This is a genomic window from Pseudoroseomonas ludipueritiae (genome assembly GCF_014490445.1).
GTDB lineage: Bacteria > Pseudomonadota > Alphaproteobacteria > Acetobacterales > Acetobacteraceae > Pseudoroseomonas > Pseudoroseomonas ludipueritiae.
Window position 1 is genome coordinate 1 of the sequence record NZ_JACTUZ010000367.1, and the last position, 806, is coordinate 806.

The following is an 806-nucleotide window of genomic DNA, read 5'->3' on the forward strand; positions in this document are numbered from 1 at the left end:
CGGCGGCGGTGGCGGCCAGCAGCGTGGCGGGCTGGGTCGGCAGGGCGGCCAGAGCGGCGGCGCGCAGGCCGAGCGCCAGCACCAGGGCCAGCACGCCATAGGAGCCGATGCGGCTGTCGCGCATGATCTCCAGCTTGCGGGCGCGGTCGCGGCCGCCGCCGAAGCCGTCGGCGGTATCGGCCAGTCCGTCCTCATGGAAGCCGCCGGTCAGCAGCAGGGTGGCGGCGAGGGACCACAGGGCGGCCACCAGGGGCGGCAGGCCCAGCCACAGCCCGGCGGCCATCACCGCGCCCCCGGCGGCGCCGATGCCGAGCCCCACCAGCGGATAGGCCCAGATGCTGCGGGCGAAGCCGGCGGCGCTGTTGTGCTGCGGCAGCCAGCCGGTGGGCAGGCGCGTCAGCAGGCCCAGGGCGGCAGAGAAATCCGCCAGCAGGCTACGCATCGCCTGCGGTGCTGACGCCGGCTTGCGCGAAGGTGGCCATGCCGGCGTGGCAGGCGAGCGCCGCGCGCAGGAGGGGCACCGCCAATGCTGCGCCCGAAGCCTCGCCCAGCCGCATGCCGAGGTCCAGCAGCGGCTGCATGCCCAGGCGGCCGATCAGCGCCTTGTGGCCATGTTCCGCCGAGGCATGGGCGATGATCGCGTGGTCCAGCCCCCCCTTGGCCAGCCGCGCCAGCGGGGCGGCGGCGGCGGTGCAGACGAAGCCATCCAGCAGCACCGGCACGCGGTGGCGGCGCGCGGCCAGGGTGGCGCCCAGGATCGCCGCCATTTCCCGCCCGCCCAGGCGGCGCGCGGCTTCCAGCGGGTC

General features: G+C 76.6%; 2 protein-coding genes. Both read right to left on the reverse strand.

The window, feature by feature from the left end:
- On the reverse strand, nucleotides 1-442 hold a 442-nt coding region (locus IBL25_RS26410), incomplete at its 3' end, for an adenosylcobinamide-GDP ribazoletransferase (protein ID WP_187781385.1).
- Nucleotides 435-806 (reverse strand): nicotinate-nucleotide--dimethylbenzimidazole phosphoribosyltransferase (locus IBL25_RS26415; protein WP_187781386.1); only part of this gene is annotated, 372 nt, incomplete at its 5' end. The genes IBL25_RS26415 and IBL25_RS26410, both read right to left, overlap by 8 nt.